Origin of the sequence: Hydrogenibacillus schlegelii, from assembly GCF_001653195.1 — a bacterium.
Lineage (GTDB): Bacteria > Bacillota > Bacilli > Thermicanales > DSM-22653 > Hydrogenibacillus > Hydrogenibacillus schlegelii.
In genome coordinates, this window is the sequence record NZ_JXBB01000055.1 from 62,971 (window position 1) to 78,649 (window position 15,679).

Here is a 15,679-nt window from a genome sequence, read left to right on the forward strand (position 1 = left end):
TTTTTTTGCGACTTTAAGGCTTCTCAAGAGGCTTTACGGGTGCCCTTCCCCCTCCCGCCCGAAGGCGCTCCAGCCGGCAAAACGGGCGGCGTCGCCGAGGGCTTCTTCGATGCGGAGGAGCTGGTTGTACTTCGCCACCCGGTCGGTCCGGGACGGGGCGCCGGTCTTGATCTGACCGGCGTTCGTCGCCACGGCGAGATCGGCGATGGTGACGTCTTCCGTCTCGCCGGAGCGGTGGGAGATGATCGTCCGGTAGGCGGCCCGCCGGGCCGTGTCGATCGCGTCAAACGTCTCGGTGAGGGTGCCGATCTGGTTGACCTTCACCAGGATGGCGTTGGCGGCACCGGTCCGGATGCCGGTTTTGAGCCGCTCGACGTTGGTCACGAACAGATCGTCGCCGACGAGCTGCACCCGGCGGCCGAGCCGATCGGTGAGCATCCGCCAGCCGTCCCAGTCGTCTTCGGCGAGGCCGTCTTCGATCGAGACGATCGGATAATCCCGGACAAGCTTCTCCAGATACTGGACGAGCTCCTCGCTCGACCGGGTCGTCCCCTCGCCGCGAAAGACGTAGCGGGACCCGTCGTAAAGCTCCGTCGCGGCGCAGTCGAGGGCGATGGCGACGTCCTCGCCGGGGCGGTATCCCGCCCGCTCGATCGCCAAAAGGATCGTCTCAAGGGCCGCTTCCGCCGAGCGAAGCTCAGGCGCAAAGCCGCCTTCGTCGCCGACGGCGGTGGAAAGCCCCCGCTCGGCGAGGACTTTTTTCAGGGTGTGAAAGACCTCCGTTCCCATCCGGAGCGCCTCCCGAAACGACGGCGCCCCGGCCGGGACGATCATGAACTCCTGAAAGTCGATCGGGTTGTCGGCGTGCTTCCCGCCGTTCAGGATGTTCATCATCGGAACCGGCAAAAGCCGGGCCAAGGGACCGCCGAGGTAGGCGTAAAGCGGAAGGCCGAGGGCGTTCGCCGCCGCATGGGCGACCGCCATCGACACGCCGAGGATGGCGTTGGCGCCGAGGCGGCTTTTGTTCGGGGTGCCGTCGGCGGCGATGAGGGCCGCGTCGACTTCTGCCTGCGCCCGGGCGTCCAGGCCGACGATCTCCTCAGCGATCTCGCTTTCGACGTTATCCACGGCCACCTCGACCCCTTTGCCGAGGTAGCGGGCGCCGCCGTCCCGGAGCTCGATCGCCTCGTGCTTCCCGGTCGACGCGCCGGACGGGACGATCGCCCGGCCGACGGCGCCGCCGCTCAAATGCACTTCGACTTCGACCGTCGGGTTGCCGCGGGAGTCGAGCACCTCCCGGGCGTAAACCTCTTCGATGATCGTCTGCGGTGTGCTCATGGACGTCTCCTTTCTGCACGGACGAGGCGCCGTGCCGTCCGCAAGGCGTCCGGGCCCCCTTGGATCTCGGCCGGCGAGAAAGACACAGGTCGCAAGCGGCCGCCCGCCCGCTGGGCTGTGCCCGAATCGACGCTTTCTCTCCGTTCGGCTTTGCTCCCGCCACCGTCTTTCCCAACCGGAGGGGCTTTCGGCGCCGCCTTTCGCTCACGGGGCCGCTTACGGCGCCGCTTCGACCGGAGCCCGGAGGAGCGAACGGCCGGTCATCGCCGCCGGCTGCGGAAGGCCGAGGAGCTCCAGCATCGTCGGCGCGATGTCGGCGAGGATGCCGCCGTCCCGGAGGCGGACGTCGAAGCGGGTGACGATGAACGGCACCGGGTTGGTCGTATGCTGCGTCACCGGCCGCCCTTCGGCGTCGAGCACCTCGTCGGCGTTCCCGTGGTCGGCGGTGATGACGGCCACCCCGCCCAGGGCGAGGACCGCCTCGACGACGCGGCCCAGGTTGTCGTCGACCGCCTCCACCGCCCGAATCGTCGGTTCGAGCTTCCCCGAGTGACCGACCATGTCCGGGTTGGCGAAGTTGAGCACGATCACGTCGGGCGGGTCGGTCCGGAGCTCGGCGAGGAGGGCGTCGGTCACCTCGTAGGCGCTCATCTCGGGCTTCAAGTCGTACGTCGGCACCTTCGGCGAGGGGATGAGCACCCGCCGCTCGCCGGGGAACGGTTCCTCCCGGCCGCCGCTGAAAAAGTACGTCACATGCGGGTATTTTTCCGTCTCGGCGATGCGAAGCTGCGAAAGCCCCGCCCGGCTGATGACTTCGCCGAAGGTGTCGGCCGGCATCTCCGGGGGAAAGGCGACTTCCGCGGCGACGTCCTCGGAATACCGGGTCATCGTGACCAAAAGGAGCGCCGCAGGCCGCGACGGCCCCCGGTCAAAACCGGCAAAATCGGCGTTCCCGAGCGCCTGCGAAAGCTGGATCACCCGGTCCGGCCGGAAGTTGAACACGACGACCGCATCGTCGTCCCGGATGGGCGCGACGGGCCGGCCCGCCTCGACGATCACCGTCGGGACGACGAACTCATCGGTCACGCCCCGCTCGTACGAGCGGCGGACGGCCTCGATCGGATCGTCCGCCGTCTCGCCGATGCCGTCGACCATCGCCCGGTAGGCCTTTTCCGTCCGCTCCCACCGCCGATCCCGGTCCATGGCGTAGTAGCGCCCCGCGACGGTAGCGATGCGCCCGACGCCGAGGCGGCGCATCGCGGCGCCCACCGCCTCCAGATAGCCGATGGCGCTCGCCGGCGGCGTGTCGCGGCCGTCGAGGAAGGCGTGAACCGCCACCCGCCTCAGGCCGTGCCGCCGGGCGAGCTCGAGCAGCGCGAGGAGATGCCGGAGATGCGAATGGACGCCGCCGTCGGAGACGAGCCCGGCGATATGGAGCGTCCGTTCCGGGGCGGCCTGAACATGCCGAACCGCGGCGAGAAGCGCCGGGTTGTCGAAAAAGGAGCCGCCCTCGATCGCCCGGTCGATCCGCGTCAGGTCCTGGTAGACGATCCGGCCGGCACCGATGTTGAGATGGCCGACCTCGGAGTTTCCCATCTGCCCCGGCGGAAGGCCGACCGCCTCCCCGGAGGCCTGAAGCGTCGTGTGCGGATACGTCGCCCAGTACCGGTCGAAATTCGGCTTCCGGGCCTGGGCGACGGCGTTGCCGTGGCGTTCTTCCCGAAGGGCAAACCCGTCCAGGATGATCAGGGCGAGCGGCTTCGGGCGCCGGTGTTCGGCCACAGAAATCCCTCCTTCCGCCCGCAGCATGGCGCAACATCGGTCAACGTCCGGTCGGCCCCGTTCGAATCCGGCCGGCGCCGGCAAAGCGGCACCGCAAAGCCGGGCGCCTCTCAGCCCGAGCGTTCACCGGCCGCGCCGGGCCGTTCGCCGGCAGCCGCCGTTCGTCCGCCGTCATGCGCGGGCCGGTCCGCCGGACGGCCGGCGGCGAGGTCGACGAGCCGGAGAAAATGCCGGACGTCGAGGCTCGCCCCGCCGACGAGGGCGCCGTCGATGTCGGGTTCGGCGAGAAAACCGCCGAGGTTGTCTGCCGTGACGCTCCCGCCGTAGAGGATTCGCGTCGCCTCCGCCGCCTGTGCGCCGAAGCGTTCCGCCACTTCGGCCCGGATGAACCGGGCGACCGCCTGCGCCGCCTCCGGTGTCGCCGCCTCTCCGGTCCCGATCGCCCAGACCGGCTCGTAGGCGATGACGAGGCGGCCGGCGGCGGCCGCTTCCGGCGGCACGGCGGCGAGCGCCGCGGCAAGCTGCGCCCCCACCGCCGCCTCCGTCTCCCCGGCCCGGCGGGCGTCCAGCGTCTCGCCGACGCAGACGATCGGCGTAAGATCGTGCTCGAGCGCCCGGGCAACCTTGGCCCCGACGACGGCGTCTTCGCCGAAATCCCGCCGCCGTTCGGAGTGGCCGACGATGACGTAGGCGACGCCGAGGACGGTGAGCATCGGCGCGCTCACTTCGCCGGTGTAGGCGCCGGAGGCTTCGTGGTGGACGTTCTGGGCGCCGAGGGCAAAAGAAGCGCCCCCGGGGAAAAGGAGCGGGTAAAGCGCCAGCATCGGATACGGCGGGCAGACGACGACGTCCGGAAGCGCCGCATGGACCGCCTTCCGGGCGGCCAGCCCTCCCTCGAGGGCGGTGAAGTCGGTCGCCGCTTCCGGCCACGTCTTGTGCATCTTCCAGTTGGCGGCTATGAGCGGTGTTCGCATGACGTCGTCCCTTTCTCGGTTCGGGCCGAGCCGGCCGGACCGGATGGACCGGACCGGTCGGCCCGGCGGATGCTTCCGTCGCCGAAAGAATGGGCAAGGTCGGACTCCGGCGGACGTCGTTTGGGGACCGGCGCCGTCACGGCCGGCGCATGAGCACCGCGACGCCCGGGAGCGTTTTTCCTTCCAGAAACTCGAGCGTCGCGCCGCCGCCGGTCGACACGTGGGTGATCCGATCCTTGAGGCCGGTTTCGTTCAAGGCGGCGACGGAATCGCCGCCGCCGACGACCGACATGGCGCCCGACGCGGCCACCGCCTCCGCGATCGCCCGGGTCCCTTCGGCAAACGGCGGGAGCTCAAAGACGCCCATCGGTCCGTTCCAGACGACCGTCTTCGCGCCGAGGATGACCTCCCGGAACCGCTCCCGGGTCCGGGGGCCGATGTCGAGGGCCTGCCAGCCGTCCGGAACCGCCCGGGCGTCGGCGACGTCCGTTCGGGCGTCGGCTGAAAACCGGTCGGCAACGACGACGTCTGCCGGCAGCATGAGCGGCTTCCCGAGCGCGCGGGCTTCGTCGAGGAGCGCCCGGGCGACGTCGACCGCCTCCGGCTCGACGAGGGAGGCGCCGAGGGACGCCCCTTCGGCGAAGAGGAGCGTGTTCGCCATGCCGCCGCCGACGAGGACCGCGTCGGCCTTGGCCAGGAGGTTTTTCAAAACGCCGATCTTGTCCTTGATCTTCGCCCCGCCGACGATGGCCACGAACGGCCGCTCCGGCGCCTCCAGCACCCGGGTGAGCATCCGGATCTCCCGCTCCATGAGCAGCCCGGCGACGGCCTGGGGTGCCCGCTCGGCGATGCCGACGGTGGAGGCATGCGCCCGGTGGGCGGAACCGAAGGCGTCGCCGACGTAGACGTCCGTCCACGCCGCCCAGGCCGCCGAAAGCTCGGGATCGTTTTTCGTCTCGCCGGGGTGAAAGCGGACGTTTTCCAGAAGCAGGATTTCCCCTTCCCGGAGGGTTCGCACCGCCGCGTCGACTTCCGGGCCGGCGACCGCCGGGATGAACCGGACCGTCCGACCGAGGAGCGCTTTTAGCCGTTCGGCCACCGGCTCGAGGGTAAGGGCCGGATCCGGCGCGCCCTTCGGCCGGCCGAGGTGGCTCGCGAGGACGATCTTCGCCCGACGGTCCGAAAGCGCCTCGATCGTCGGCAGGTGCGCCCGGATGCGGGTCTCATCGGCGATGCGGCCCCCGTCGAGGGGCACGTTAAAATCGACCCGGACAAAGACGGTGCGCCCGGCAACGTCGACATCCTGAAGGGTGGCAAGCATCGCGATTCCTCCTTCCCCAAGGATGCGCCGGGCGGGGCGGGAGACCGTAAAAGGGGGACCGGAAAGGGGCCGCCCGGTCGACTTCACCGGCCGCCCGCGTCAGGCGGCCGGCGGGCGGAGTCGGAGCGGCCGGCGGGCGGGGACTGACGGACGGTGAGGCGAGATCCGGACGGTCGTCCGAAGGGGCCGGGCCGCCGTCAGGCGAGGCCCCGGCGGACGACGATGTCGACGAGATCGGCGACCCGGTTGGCGTAGCCCCACTCGTTGTCGTACCACGCGATCACCTTGACCATCCGGCCGTCCAGGACCATCGTCGACGGCGCATCGACGATCGACGAATGGGGATCGCCGTTGAAGTCCCGGGACACGAGCGGTTCATGGGAGACCGCGAGGATGCCCTTCATCGGTCCTTCGGCCGCCGCCGCCAAAGCGGCGTTGACCGCCTCGACGGTGACGTCCTGTTCCACCTCGGCGACGAGGTCGACGACCGAGACGTTCGGCGTCGGTACCCGGAAGGCCATGCCGTTTAGCTTACCGGCGAGCTCCGGAAGCACCTTGCCGACGGCCCGGGCCGCCCCCGTCGTCGTCGGGATGATCGAAAGCCCCGCCGCCCGCGCCCGGCGAAAGTCTTTGTGGGCGAGATCGAGGATCTGCTGGTCGTTCGTCACGGAGTGGACCGTCGTCATGAGGCCCCGGCGGATGGTGAACGCCTCGTGGAGCACCTTGGCCACCGGCGCCAGGGCATTCGTCGTGCAGGAGGCGTTCGAGAGGATGTGGTGCCGGGCCGGATCGTAGGCCGACTCGTTCACGCCGAGAACGACGGTGACGTCTTCCCCTTTCGCCGGCGCCGAGATGATGACCTTCTTCGCCCCGGCCTGAAGGTGTTTTCGCGCGTCTTCGGCGTTCGTAAACCGCCCCGTCGACTCGACGACGATGTCGACGCCGAGGTCACGCCACGGGAGGTTCGCCGGATCCCGCTCCGACGTCACCCGAACGTTCCGGCCGCCGGCGCGAAAGCCGTCCGCCGTCACCTCGACCGACTCCGGAAAGCGGCCGTGGACCGAATCGTACCGGAGGAGGTGGGCGAGCATCTCGGCGTCGGCGAGGTCGTTGACGGCGACGATCTCGTACGTCGAATGTCGGAGGGCGGCGCGAAAGACGAGGCGGCCGATCCGGCCGAAGCCGTTGATGGCCACGCGGACCATGGAAGGCTCCTCCTTTGCGTATTATTTTCGAAAAACCGCCGTCTGTCAATCGGACGGCCGGCGGTCAGTCGGCCGGCGGCGGGGCCAGCCCATTCCGGATGGCCTCCGCCGCCCCCTGGTCGGTGATCAGCTCCTGAAACAGGCCGGTCTTGGCCAGGGAAATGATCGCCGCCGCCTTGGGACGGCCGGCGGCGACGGCGATGCACCGCTTGGCGCGAAGCTCTTCGATGGAAAGGCCGATCGTCGGCATCTGAGCGACGAGGCGCCCGTCTCCGTCGTAGTATGCGCCAAACGCCTCGCTCACGGCGCCGCGCCGCTCGAGTTCCGCCCGGATCGCCGCATCCGCCCGCCGCCTGAGGCTCATCGTCTTGGCGTCGCCGATGCCGTGGAAGACGACTTCCGCCCGGCGGACCTCGTCGAGCCGACGGCGGACGTCCGCCTCCTCCAGCATCGCCCGGATCGTCTCCGGCGACAGCTGATCCGGCACGCCGAGGCGGACGAAGCGACCGCCGGCGCGATCCGCCAGCCGGGCGGCGATGGTGTCGGCCTGGATGTCGATGTGTTCGCCGAGGCCGCCCCGGGCCGGGACAAAGGTCACCTCCGGATGTTTGCGCCGCGGCCGAAAGACCTCGGCGACGGCGGCCATCGTCGTCCCGCCGGCGACGGCGATGACCCGCGCCTCCTTCATCGCCCGCTCCAGGGCGATGGCCGCCGCCCGGGCGACCGCGGCGAGGTCGTCCGGCTGCCGGGCGACGTCGCCGGGGACGACGACGACCCGCTTCAGACCGAGGAGGCGCTCCACCGTCCGGGCGAGGGTGCGGAGGGCGCTGAACGCATCGACGAGCGGTTCGAACGCCTCGAGGAGGGTTAGCCCATCCGGGCTGGCGACGACGCCCCGGCCACCGACGACGACGAGCCCCTGGCGCTCCAGCGCCTCGATCTCCGCCCGGAGGACCCGTTCCGTAAGCCCCAGCCGCTCGGCCAGCGCCCGGCGCCCGACGGGGCCGAAGAGGGCGATCGCCTCGAGCGCCGAAAGCCGCCGGGCGAGGGATGGACGGAGTTCCGGAAGCAGCCGTTCAAACAGGCCGAGCGCCGCCTCGAGATCGCTGGACACCGAAGCCCTCCTTTCGCGCCTTTCGGGACTTTTTTTGTCCCTAGAGACTTATAACGTCCCTAGGCGGCCACACATCCCCTTTTCCCCACGATGGGTCGAGGTTCAACTTCGTCGAGGTTCAATGTTCATGATAGGCCGGCCAGGGCCCGCTGTCAAAAAGAAACATCGGCCGCGGTCATGCAATATTAACATCTTGCCTTCTCCGCGGCCGGCGGATATAATGTATCCTGTCACGTGGATGCACCCGTAGCTCAGCTGGATAGAGCGTTGGCCTCCGGAGCCAAGTGCGGGGGTTCGAGTCCCTCCGGGTGCGCCATTTTTTTATGCTCTGAGACGATGCCGTGCGGTCGAGGCGCCGAGCGATGAAGCCGGCGAAGCCGGACGGCTTTTGTGTTCATTCCCCGTCCGTCCCGGCAAACCAAAGCGTTGACGGGGGCGCCGTCTCCACGGCCCGCAGTCGGTCGAGGTGAACGACGATCAGCCGATCGGCGCCGAGGGTCCCGACCTGGTGCACGACGACCGCCGCCTTTTCGATGCGTTCGACGAGCCGTCCGGTGGCGGCGGCCGGCCGGCCGTCGATGCTGTCGTAGTGGACCGTGACGCGGACACCGGAGGCGATCAGGCGATCGAGGAGCGCCACGTCGGGACGGGCGAAGGTGCGGCGGGTTTTGAAATCCAGCATCTCGCGCTCACCTCTTTGGCGTTGGTTGGCCGGCTTGATCCGCTCACCACGAAGGCGTTTGAGTTTCCGCAGAAACAGTTCCGTCGATTCGGTTCGACGCCGGGAAAGGGAAATCCTGCTTCATTCCAAAACTTCTGATCATTCGACATTCCTTTTCCCGCCTCGACACCCTTTGACGGCGGCGGGCGGAGGTCGATCATGGTCTACGTTCCGACGGTGATCGAACAGACGAGCCGCGGGGAGCGGGCCTACGATCTGTACTCCCGGCTGCTCCGGGATCGGATCATCTTCCTCGGCACGCCGATCGACGACGAGGTGGCGAACCTCGTCGTGGCCCAGCTCCTCTTTCTTGCGGCGGAAGACCCGAATAAGGACATCGCCCTGTACATCAACAGCCCCGGCGGATCGATCTCCGCGGGGCTGGCGATCTACGACACGATGCAGTTCATCAAGCCCGACGTGGTGACGATCGCCCTCGGGCTGGCGGCGTCGATGGGGGCGTTTTTGCTCGCCGCCGGGACGCCGGGAAAGCGCTACGCCCTGCCGAACGCCGAAATCATGATTCATCAGCCGCTGGGCGGCGTCCGGGGACCGGCGGCGGACATCGCCATCGGCGCCCGCCGGATCTTGAAGCTTCGCGACAAATTAAACCGCATCCTCGCCGGGCGGACCGGCCAGCCCCTCGAGCGGATCGAGCGAGACACCGATCGGGATTTCTTCATGACCGCCGAGGAGGCCCGGGCCTACGGCATCATCGATCACGTCATCGCCTCCCGGAAGGACCTCACCCTTTCGGAACGCTGACGCTGCCCGAGGCGCGCGCCGCCCGGAGCGGCGTTTTTTTATTCGCAGCGCGCCCGCTTTTATTTGGGCCACGCCCGAACGGAAAAGGCATCCCGGAGGAGCGCCCACGCCGCCGGGGCCGGCCGGCCGAGCGCCCAGAAGGAGAGGCCCCGAAGCCGGTAGCGCCGGACGAGGCGGAACTTGGCGGAAAGCGAGCGGACGTCTTCGAACCAGACGAGGTGCGCGCGGCCGGCCGGGTCGCGGTAGCGAAAGACCGGCGCCTCCGCCCGCTCGTCGTACGCCACCTCGGCGCCGGCGGTGCAGGCGAGGCGTAAGGCATCGCCGAGGCCGAGGGCCCGGGCGCGGGTCCGCCCCTGAACGGCCGGAAGCGCCCAGTCGTACCCGAAAAGCGGCGCGCCGAGAAGGAGCTTTTTCCGCGGCAGCACCCGCACGGCTTCCGCGACGGCCGCTTCCAATTCCGGAAGCGGAGCGATCGGCTGGGGCGGTCCGTCGGCGTGAGCCCAGGCGTCCGTTTTCAGGGTGACGGTGTGGACGAGGGCGCCGATCGCCCGGTAGGCCTCCGCCGGAGCGCCGGGCTCCGGCGGCGGGAGAGCGACGGAGACGACGAGCCCCGCCCGGCCGAGGCGAAGCACTGCCCCTTTGAGCCAGGCGGCGAGCCGCCGGAGATCGTCCGGCGCGAGGCCTTCGAAATCGAACTGCACGCCGCGGTAGCCCCGCTCCCGGGCGACGGCGACGAGCTGCCGGGCCAGCGCCTCCTGCCACGCCGGGTCCCGCCAGAACGCCCGGACGATCTCCGGTCGGAAGGCACCGCCTTCGATCGGCGCGACGACGAGGACGGGCGCCGCCGGCGTCCCCTCCAGGGCGTCCCGAACCGCTTTGTCGGCCGGGAGGACGAGGCCGCCGGCCGCGGTCATCTGGGCGTAAAATACGTTCACCGCCGTCAGCGTCGGCGCCGCCTCCTGAACGACGGCCCGGTCCCGCTCCGGCCGATCGCCTCGCGGCTCGAGGTAGGCATGGGCCTCGATGACCGGCGGGGGAACCTCCGGCACCCCAAGGCGCATCCCGGGGACGAGCGCCGCCGTGTGGGCGAGCCGGTTTTTCGCCACCCATGCGTCCGGCGGTATGCCGGTCCGTTCGGCGATCGCCGCGAGGGTGTCGCCGGGCCGGACGATGATCGTCGCCGGCCCGGGCACGAGGAGGGCCTGCCCGACAGCGAGGCATGCCGGCGCCTCCAGACCGTTTTGCGCCATGAGCGCCGGCACGGTCGTGCCGTAGAGGCGGGCGAACGCAGGAAGGGAATCTCCCCGACGAACGACGACGATCTGCACGCGCTTTCGCCCCTTTGCCGAGACGTTCGCTCTTTCCTATGCGGCGGAGCGGTGCGGCGTTCCCGGGCGCACGCCCTCCCTCCTGGGCGCCAACCCATAAAATAAAACCGCCCGGTCTTCGCCCGGGCGGAGCCCCGCCGGCCGTCGGGCGTCCGCCTGCCGGTGCGGACCCCCCGACGAAGTCGCCGGAGCGGGCTGCCGATGGCCTCCGTTTCCTGAACCGCCAAAACCACGCTCAGGCAAAGGTGAAATTTTCTTCGGCGACGAAGGCGGAAAGCCGCTTGAGCGCCTCGTCGGCGTCCGGGCCTTCGGCCTTCAGGACGATCTCCGTCCCCGGCGCGATGGCGAGGCTCATGACGCCCATGATGCTTTTGGCGCTCACGCGCTTGTCGCCTTTTTCCAGCCAGATCTCCGCCTGAAAGCGGTTCGCTTCCTGGACGAACATCGCCGCCGGCCGCGCCTGCAGGCCGGTTCTCAGATTGACGCGCACCCGTCTTTCCAGCACCGCCCCCGCCTCCTTCCGCCCTGCGGGATGCGCTCGTTGACCTCAGCGAAGGGAATGATGGGTTTATTATATCACATCGGACGCCGTGTCGACTGAATCTTCATGGCGATTTCATGGATTTTCCGCAAACGGTGGTTGATGCCCGATTTGCTGACCGGCCCGCCGGGGAGGAGTTCGCCGAGCTCCTTCAAATTGGCCTCCGGGTGCCGGAGGCGCGCCTCGGCGACCTCCCGGAGCTTCGGCGGCAGCGCCTCGAGGCCGATCGTCTCCTGGATCAGGGTGATGTCTCGCACCTGGGCCATCGCCGCCCGGACCGCCTTGTTCAGGTTGGCCGTCTCGGCGTTCACCAGGCGGTTGATCGTGTTCCGCATGTCCTTCATGATGCGGACGTCTTCAAAGCGAAAGAGCGAATTGTGGGCGCCGATCAAGCTCAAAAACTCGGTGATCTGGTCGCCTTCTTTGAGGTACAGGATCGTTCCCTTCGGCCGAACGAGTCGACGGGGCAAAAGACCGAAGTGGCGGAAAAGCGCCTCCAGCCGGTCGGCGTGGTCGCCGTCGCCGGCGGTGAGCTCGAGATGATAGGAGTGGGCCGACGGCGCGTTGACCGACCCCCGGGCGAGAAAGGCCGCCCGGAGGTAGCTTCGCTTGCAGCATGTTTTTTTCGTCACCTCGTCCGCCGGGGCGCCGACGAAGGCGCCGGCGGCGGAATCAAGCCGGAGGCCGAGATGCGCTGCGACCGCCTCCGGCGGAAGCGGCAGCCGGATGACATACGTGTTGTTTTTCCGGAGGCGCCGGTTTTTCCGCACGATGACGCGGCCGGGGGCGCCGAGGACGTCCCGGACGTGGACGTAGATCCGCCGGGCGATGGCGGCATTTTCCGTCGCGATCTCGACCGCCGGCCGGCCGGCGTCCTCATCGTCGACGATGCGGCCGTTCAGGCGGGCGAGCGCGGAAAGCTCCGCCCGCCGGCAGCAGGCCGGGAGATCCTGAATGCGGGTGAGCTCATTTTTCGCCTCCCGGGCAAACGACACGGCGACGCCCCCTTCCGTCTCAAAAGAGGGACGAAAGGAGCCGCTCGCCGACCTTGACGGCGTCGTGCCGGATGAGGCCCGTCTTCGGGTCGGCGAGGACGAAATCGTCTTCGATCAGGCGATACCCTCGGGCGCGGAGCACCTCCCGATCGACCCGGACCGCCTCCTGACCTCCCTCCCGGTAGCGCCTAGCGAGCGGCTCGGGGATGGGGCCGGTGTTGACGACGAGGACGTCGAACAGCTTCGGCGCGCTGTGGGCCTCGACGGCGGCGACGTGGTCGAAGGCGGTGTAGCCGTCGGTCTCGCCGGGTTGGGTCATGAGGTTGACGATGAACGCCTTGGGGGCTCGGCTTTCGGCGATCGCCCGGACGAGGCCCGGCACGAGGAGGTTCGGGATGAGGCTCGTGTACAGGCTCCCCGGCCCGAGGAGGATGAGCTCGGCCTCCCGGATCGCCTGAAGCGCCTCCGGAAGGGGGGCCGCATCGGGCGGGTCGATCATCACCCGCCGGATCGGCCGGCCGGCCTTCGGGATGTTCGACTCCCCCTCGACGACGGTGCCGTCGGCGAGCTCCGCCTTGAGGCGAAGGGGGGCGTTGGCCGCCGGCAGGACGACGCCCCGGACGGCGAGGACGCGGGAGAGGGCCCGCACCGCCTGGGCGAAATCGCCGGCGATGTCGCTCATGGCGGCGATGAGGAGATTGCCGAGCGCGTGCCCCGACAGGGCGCCGTTCGTGCGGAAGCGATACTGCATGAGAGCGGAAAGGAGCGATTCTTTTTCCGCCAGCGCGACGAGGACGTTTCGGATGTCCCCCGGCGCCGGGATGTCCATCTCCGCCCGAAGCCGCCCCGTGCTCCCGCCGTCGTCGGCGACGGTGACGATGGCCGTGATCGCAAACGGACCGGCCTTCAGGCCCCGGAGAAGGCTGGATAGCCCCGTCCCGCCGCCGATGGCGACGACGCGGCGCTTTGGCGCATGCCCCATGGCTCTCCCTCTTTTCTCCCCGGATGGTTTTTCTTTATGCGTCTTCGCCGCTCCGGCGCCCCCGGTCGACGTCCCGGTGGATGATCTTCGTCGGCCAGCGGTCGGCGAAGTGCCGGGCGATCGCCTCGGCGACGGCGACAGAACGGTGCCGGCCGCCGGTGCAGCCGACGGCGACGACGAGTTCCGCCTTTCCTTCCCGTTCGTACTGAGGCAGGACGAACTCGAGGAAGTCGATCAGCCGGTTCATCAGCTGGCCGGTCTCCGGCCGGTCGAGGACGTAGGCGGCGACGTCCGGATCCGTCCCCGGCTTGGGTCTAAGCTCCGGCACGTAGTGGGGATTGGGGAGAAAGCGGACGTCGAAGACGAGGTCGGCATCCGGCGGCGGACCGTATTTGAAGCCGAACGAAACGAGATGAAGCCGCATCTTCACCCCGCCGGCCGCCGGGGCAAACCGCCGGGCGAGCAGGGCCCGAAGGTCTTCCGGGCGCATCTCGGACGTGTCGATCACCTGATCCGCCCGCCGGCGGACGTCCGCCAGCATCGCCCGCTCCCGGGCGATGCCCTCGCCGACCGGTCGATCCGGAGCGAGGGGGTGAGGCTTTCGGGCCGCCTTGTACCGGGCGATGAGGACGTCGTCCCGCGCCTCGAGGAAGACGAGCAGGTAGCCGATCTCCCGCTCGTCGAGCGTTTCCAAAGCGCTCAGGAGGTCGTCAAAAAAAGGGCCGCCCCGGAGGTCGACGACGACCGCCGCGTTCGGCGCCGCGGCCGACTGCCGGATGAGTTCGGCGAATTTTTCCAAAAGGACCGGCGGCAGGTTGTCGACACAAAAAAAACCGAGTTCCTCGAGGCTTTTCAAAGCGACGGTCTTCCCGGCACCGCTCATGCCGGTGATGAGAAGAAGCATCGCCTTCACCTCGGCCGGACGCCGTCCGCGTCGGCTGCGTGGGCTTCGGTCGGATCAAACGCATAGGCGAGCAGCGCTTCGTCGGGCGTGTAGACGAACCGGCCTGTGAGGGGCAGACGACCGGCGGGGGCGAAGACGAGGCGGGAGAGAACGATCCGGTCGCCGGCCGGCATCGGCAGCCGGTCCAGGGCCGTGATCGGTTGCCACGCGAGGACGCCTTCCGCCGCCTCGTCCTTGAGCGTTCCGGACCAGCCGTCGGCGACGAAGGTAAAGAGCATCCACTCGTCCTGAAGCTCCCCGTCCGCCTGAACGTCGATGACGAAGGCGCCCCGGAGGTGGGCGGACGTCAGAACGAGCCCCGTCTCCTCCTCCACCTCCCGGCGGACGGCTTCGCCGAGGCTTTCCGCCGGCTCGACCTTGCCGCCCGGGATGTACCAGTATCCGCGGCGGGGTTTTTGCAGCATCAAAAGCCGCTTCCCGTCGGTGATGAGGCAGTTGACGACCCGCCGCACCGTCCTCCCTCCCTCCGAACGCCCTAAGCATAGCACGGCCCCGGTCCGGGGGCAACCGGGGCGCGGACCGGTTCCGAAGACCACGGTTCCCAAGACAAAAAAAGCGCCGCAGGGGGACGCCCGCGGCTTGGCAGGGGATTTATCTTAAAGGGGGTCACTACGCCTCCCATTATAGGCGTCCTTTGTTTCAAAGCCGTTACGGTGACATTAAGATTTGTTAACAATCGCCGCGTCGTGAAGCGACTCGAGATACTGTTGCGCCGCCTGGGCGGCGATGGCGCCGTCCGCGGTGGCGGTCACGATCTGCCGGAGCTTTTTCTCCCGGACGTCGCCGGCGGCAAAGACGCCGGGGATCTTCGTCCGCATCTCTTCGTCGGTGACGATGTAGCCGGCCTCGTTCGTGATGCCGAGGGATCGAAACGGCTCGCTCAGCGGATCGAGGCCGACGTAGATGAAGACGCCGTCGATCGGCATCGTCGTCGTCTCGCCGGTGACGACGTTTTTCAGGACGACCCCTTCGACGCGCTTCTCCCCGAGAATTTCAACGACGACGTGGTTCCAGATGACGTCCGTCTTTTCATTGGCGAAAAACCGATCCTGAAGGATCTTCTGGGCCCGGAATTTGTCCCGCCGGTGGACGACGGTCACCTTCTTCGCAAAGCGGGTGAGATACGTCCCTTCCTCGAGCGCCGAGTCGCCGCCGCCGACGACGATCAGGTTTTTATCCTTGAAAAACGCTCCATCGCACACCGCGCACCAGGAGATGCCCCGGCCGGCGAGCCGGTCCTCCCCCGGAACCCCGAGACGCCGCGGCGTGGCGCCGGTGGCGATGATCACCGCCCGGGCGCGGTACGTCTCGTCGTGCGTCCGGACGATCTTCACGTCGCCGTCCGGCTCGAGGCCGGTCACCTCGCCGTAGACGTACTCGGCGCCGAACTTCTGGGCGTGTTCGAACATCTTGGTGGCGAGATCCGGCCCGAGGATGTTTTCGTAGCCTGGATAGTTTTCCACGTCGGCGGTGTCGTTCATCTGCCCGCCGGGCACCCCCCGTTCGATGAGCAGCGTCGACAGGTTGGCCCGGGCAGCGTAGACGGCGGCGGTCATTCCGGCCGGACCGGCGCCGAGGATGGCGACGTCGTAGAGGCGGTCGCTCATCGGCTTTTTCCCTCCTTTGCGGCTCCCTTGCGGCCGGTGCGG

The 15,679-nt window shown here is 68.7% G+C and carries 15 protein-coding genes and 1 tRNA gene; 2 read left to right on the forward strand and 14 right to left on the reverse strand.

Annotated elements, in window-relative coordinates; translation table 11 throughout:
* Window positions 1-33 precede the first annotated feature (33 nt).
* The 6 genes from eno to SA87_RS10580 all read right to left on the reverse strand — a co-directional run bounded on the left by eno (window position 34) and on the right by SA87_RS10580 (window position 7,734).
* Window positions 34-1,338: a phosphopyruvate hydratase gene (eno, locus tag SA87_RS10555; RefSeq protein WP_066202814.1), complete on the reverse strand. Its 1,305-nt coding sequence runs from the start codon at window positions 1,336-1,338 to the stop codon at window positions 34-36.
* A gap of 216 nt (window positions 1,339-1,554) precedes the next feature.
* Complete coding sequence (gpmI, locus tag SA87_RS10560) at window positions 1,555-3,120, reverse strand: 2,3-bisphosphoglycerate-independent phosphoglycerate mutase (RefSeq protein WP_245637719.1); 1,566 nt, start codon at window positions 3,118-3,120, stop codon at window positions 1,555-1,557.
* Window positions 3,121-3,230: 110 nt separating this feature from the next.
* Entirely contained in the window at window positions 3,231-4,094 is an 864-nt protein-coding gene (gene tpiA, locus SA87_RS10565) for a triose-phosphate isomerase (protein ID WP_066202820.1), read from the reverse strand.
* A 136-nt stretch (window positions 4,095-4,230) separates the two neighbouring features.
* The gene (locus SA87_RS10570) at window positions 4,231-5,415 is read right to left on the reverse strand and encodes a phosphoglycerate kinase (protein WP_066202824.1); all 1,185 of its coding nucleotides are present in this window, start codon (window positions 5,413-5,415) and stop codon (window positions 4,231-4,233) included.
* Between the two features lie 197 nt (window positions 5,416-5,612).
* The gene (gene gap / locus SA87_RS10575) at window positions 5,613-6,620 is read right to left on the reverse strand and encodes a type I glyceraldehyde-3-phosphate dehydrogenase (RefSeq protein ID WP_066202830.1); all 1,008 of its coding nucleotides are present in this window, start codon (window positions 6,618-6,620) and stop codon (window positions 5,613-5,615) included.
* Window positions 6,621-6,684: 64 nt separating this feature from the next.
* The gene (locus tag SA87_RS10580) at window positions 6,685-7,734 is read right to left on the reverse strand and encodes a sugar-binding transcriptional regulator (protein ID WP_066202833.1); all 1,050 of its coding nucleotides are present in this window, start codon (window positions 7,732-7,734) and stop codon (window positions 6,685-6,687) included.
* A 240-nt stretch (window positions 7,735-7,974) separates the two neighbouring features.
* Here SA87_RS10580 and SA87_RS10585 point away from each other — a divergent pair.
* A tRNA-Arg gene (locus SA87_RS10585) sits at window positions 7,975-8,050 on the forward strand.
* 78 nt (window positions 8,051-8,128) lie between these two features.
* Here SA87_RS10585 and SA87_RS10590 read toward each other — a convergent pair.
* Window positions 8,129-8,416 (reverse strand): hypothetical protein, encoded by a 288-nt coding sequence (locus SA87_RS10590; protein WP_066202836.1) that lies wholly within the window; start codon window positions 8,414-8,416, stop codon window positions 8,129-8,131.
* Between the two features lie 198 nt (window positions 8,417-8,614).
* Between SA87_RS10590 and clpP the strand changes: the two genes are divergently transcribed.
* Window positions 8,615-9,220, forward strand: coding sequence for an ATP-dependent Clp endopeptidase proteolytic subunit ClpP (clpP, locus tag SA87_RS10595; RefSeq protein WP_066202839.1), 606 nt, complete (start codon window positions 8,615-8,617; stop codon window positions 9,218-9,220).
* A 59-nt stretch (window positions 9,221-9,279) separates the two neighbouring features.
* Here clpP and SA87_RS10600 read toward each other — a convergent pair whose 3' ends face one another.
* The 7 genes from SA87_RS10600 to trxB all read right to left on the reverse strand — a co-directional run bounded on the left by SA87_RS10600 (window position 9,280) and on the right by trxB (window position 15,637).
* Window positions 9,280-10,548 carry a LysM peptidoglycan-binding domain-containing protein gene (locus tag SA87_RS10600; protein ID WP_066202843.1) on the reverse strand — a complete coding sequence of 423 codons (1,269 nt, stop codon included), beginning with the start codon at window positions 10,546-10,548 and terminating at the stop codon, window positions 9,280-9,282.
* Window positions 10,549-10,783: 235 nt separating this feature from the next.
* Window positions 10,784-11,053, reverse strand: coding sequence for an HPr family phosphocarrier protein (locus SA87_RS10605; protein WP_066202849.1), 270 nt, complete (start codon window positions 11,051-11,053; stop codon window positions 10,784-10,786).
* A 71-nt stretch (window positions 11,054-11,124) separates the two neighbouring features.
* The gene (whiA, locus tag SA87_RS10610; protein WP_066202853.1) at window positions 11,125-12,084 is read right to left on the reverse strand and encodes a DNA-binding protein WhiA; all 960 of its coding nucleotides are present in this window, start codon (window positions 12,082-12,084) and stop codon (window positions 11,125-11,127) included.
* Between the two features lie 19 nt (window positions 12,085-12,103).
* Complete coding sequence (locus tag SA87_RS10615) at window positions 12,104-13,066, reverse strand: gluconeogenesis factor YvcK family protein (RefSeq protein ID WP_066202857.1); 963 nt, start codon at window positions 13,064-13,066, stop codon at window positions 12,104-12,106.
* A gap of 34 nt (window positions 13,067-13,100) precedes the next feature.
* Window positions 13,101-13,970 carry an RNase adapter RapZ gene (gene rapZ / locus SA87_RS10620; RefSeq protein WP_066203015.1) on the reverse strand — a complete coding sequence of 290 codons (870 nt, stop codon included), beginning with the start codon at window positions 13,968-13,970 and terminating at the stop codon, window positions 13,101-13,103.
* Window positions 13,971-13,975: 5 nt separating this feature from the next.
* The gene (locus SA87_RS10625; RefSeq protein WP_066202860.1) at window positions 13,976-14,482 is read right to left on the reverse strand and encodes an NUDIX domain-containing protein; all 507 of its coding nucleotides are present in this window, start codon (window positions 14,480-14,482) and stop codon (window positions 13,976-13,978) included.
* Between the two features lie 207 nt (window positions 14,483-14,689).
* A complete protein-coding gene (gene trxB / locus SA87_RS10630; RefSeq protein WP_066202862.1) occupies window positions 14,690-15,637 on the reverse strand; it encodes a thioredoxin-disulfide reductase in 948 nt (315 codons plus the stop codon).
* Between the last annotated feature and the right edge of the window lie 42 nt (window positions 15,638-15,679).